The sequence below is a fragment of the Phytoactinopolyspora endophytica genome, from assembly GCF_004138495.1.
Lineage (GTDB): Bacteria > Actinomycetota > Actinomycetes > Jiangellales > Jiangellaceae > Phytoactinopolyspora > Phytoactinopolyspora endophytica.
Window position 1 is genome coordinate 141,458 of sequence record NZ_ML142851.1, and the last position, 1,290, is coordinate 142,747.

The 1,290-nt window shown below is 68.5% G+C and carries 1 protein-coding gene and 1 pseudogene; both read right to left on the reverse strand.

The features are described from left to right. A partial coding sequence (locus ELR45_RS06540) for a phosphatase PAP2 family protein (protein ID WP_205856143.1) occupies nt 1-812 on the reverse strand: 812 nt, incomplete at its 3' end. A 149-nt stretch (nt 813-961) separates the two neighbouring features. Next, a pseudogene (locus tag ELR45_RS37035) lies at nt 962-1,290 on the reverse strand (hypothetical protein); the annotation flags it as partial.

A 1,290-nucleotide genomic window follows, 5' to 3' on the forward strand; every position in this document is an offset into this window, starting at 1 on the left:
ACGCCCAACGCACTGCCGGTGTAGGCCTCGAGCAGGTTGCTCCGGCTCGTGACGGTGTCAGTTGAGGTGAGTGCATCGCTCGTGCTCTGCAACGCGGACGCCGACAGCAGCGCGGAGATGAACGCGACGACGGCCATCAACCCGCCGACGACCGTTGTCGGCACGATCGCGGAGTCCGGCGGCCGGACCCGTTCCGGGCTTCCGAGGGCGGTGACGATCATCGTCAGGCCCGCCCAGGCCATCACGACGGTGATCGCCGCGACGACATCAGACGGCCGGTGCCATCCGCCGACCATCGTCGCGACTCCGGTGGCGGCCGTATATCCGGCGGCGAGAACGGCGACGACGGGCCGCGTATGCCGAGGGACGACGAGGACCAGTGCCGCTGCCACACTCGCGGCGACCGTTGTATGGCCGCTGGGCAGCGAGTTGTCCACAGCTCCCGCGGTCTGGGCGAGATCGGGACGGTCCAGCACGACGTACTTCAGCATCTGCGTCGTGACGTTCGCGCCTCCGACCAGGATCGTCACCTGCACGGCGAGCAGCCAGCGTTGGCGCATGAGAGCGATGAGGGCCGCCGCACCGAGCACGACGACGATGAACGGGATGGACACCACCTCGAGGACGGGCTCGGCGACCCGCCACAGCGTGGTGTGTCCGATCTCCGAGCCACGGAACGCGGTGTCGTCTATGCGCTGCCCAATGGCCGTGTCGACGAAGTATCGCCACGTCAACCAGGTCCCGACGACACCGGCAGCGCACATGAGGAGCCCGAGGACGGCGCTGCCTACGCGTGGGGCGGAACTGTGCATCATTCGAGCGTAAGTGTACGACGCAGATTTACCAGCCGACGCGGCCGCAGCGCACGGACATGGACGCCGGGCCGGCCGGCTCGACGGCCTGACAGGCAGCCGTGCCGACCGGCCCGGGCAACGTGCGGGTGCTCAGATGCGTGAGCCTGTCAACTCTTCATGGTCAGGGCGTCGACCAGGTCAGTGCCGTCCGGCGTCGGCGGTTCGTCGTCTTCGGTGTTGCGACGGCGCTGGAGCATGGGGAGCAGCGTGACGGCGAGGCCGGCCAGTGCGACGATGGTCACAAAGACGAGGCCCGGCCGGAACTGGTCGAGCATCTGCTCGGGTGACCGGGTGGTGCCGTCGTCGCCGGTGGTTACCAGCGCCGTCGTGACGGCAAGCGCCAGCGCGGCACCCACCTGCATGGAGGTCTGCACGAGACCGGCCGCCAACCCTTGCTCATGGTCCTCGACTCCCGACGTCGCCTGGACGTTGATCG